Genomic DNA, 549 nt, shown 5'->3' on the forward strand with positions numbered 1-549 from the left:
ATGTCACACAACTCTCCGTCATCATCTATATCAGGCCGCCAACTATGTGAACCATGCCGCATCTTACAGCCTCGGTTCGTCAGCTGCGGCGTTAGCACTTGTGGGTAAGAGACAGGACTGAAGTCGTGGGCTTGTCAGTGGACTCCCCTTCTACCGTCGAATCGACGGAAGCGTGGAATTCGCCATTCAGGTTCAGCGTCCCTGACGTTAGCGCACACTGACAGGGTGCGCCTCCACCCAAAGACGTTTGCCTCAAGTGGAGATGTTTCACGAGTTTGCGAGCGATATTCTTGCTCGCGTTGTAATCCGCGTTTAGTTCGTACTCGCAGTTTCGATACACGAACTGGTGTTTCGACCACCTGTTCTCGTGTGTAAACCCGCACGCAGAACACCGCTGAGACGTGTACGAAGGACTCACACTGCTCGACCTCAATGTCGGTAGTTCCCATCGTTCCTGATTACTGACTCGGTTTCTGGGGCGAGACGAGAGTAGCTGGCGCGGATGAGCGAATGATTCAACCAAAGACGGCGGTCTCACTCCAGTGAGAG

The 549-nt window shown here is 53.9% G+C and carries 1 pseudogene; it reads right to left on the minus strand.

What is annotated here, in order from left to right:
- Nucleotides 1-91: 91 nt before the first annotated feature.
- Nucleotides 92-421 (minus strand): annotated as a pseudogene (locus ACR3FF_RS27360) (zinc ribbon domain-containing protein); the annotation flags it as partial.
- Nucleotides 422-549 lie beyond the last annotated feature (128 nt).

The organism is Haladaptatus ordinarius (genome assembly GCF_054177595.1).